The organism is Chromohalobacter sp. HP20-39, from assembly GCF_033052815.1.
Classification (GTDB): domain Bacteria; phylum Pseudomonadota; class Gammaproteobacteria; order Pseudomonadales; family Halomonadaceae; genus Chromohalobacter.
In genome coordinates this window covers 1-289 of record NZ_JAWHTP010000513.1, presented here as the reverse complement: position 1 = coordinate 289, position 289 = coordinate 1, and the positions used below count along the sequence as shown (strand labels likewise).

Here is a 289-nt window from a genome sequence, read left to right as displayed (position 1 = left end):
CCGGGCAATGAGCACGCCCAACCCGTCCGCCCAAGCGGGCGGCGATGGAACCACGAACGAGGATCACGAAAACAACCTCGCCAAGTTCAAAAACTCGGACGTTATCGGCCACCCCGGCGTCGAGGTGTTCAACCAGTTCGTCTCGTCGTCGGGTTACTTCTGCGAGGGCGCGGGCACGGCGTTCATGCCGTACTTGCTCAGCACCTTGGACACGCTGGCCTGGCGCTACAACGTGCCCGAGATGGCCTACCCGGAAGCGCTGATTCCGGGCCGGCGTGAGGTCGGCGCA

Annotated in this window: 1 protein-coding gene; it reads left to right on the top strand. The window is 64.4% G+C overall.

The features are described 5' to 3' along the window. Positions 1 to 289 (top strand): TraU family protein (locus RVY79_RS19005; protein ID WP_317466115.1); only part of this gene is annotated, 289 nt, incomplete at both ends.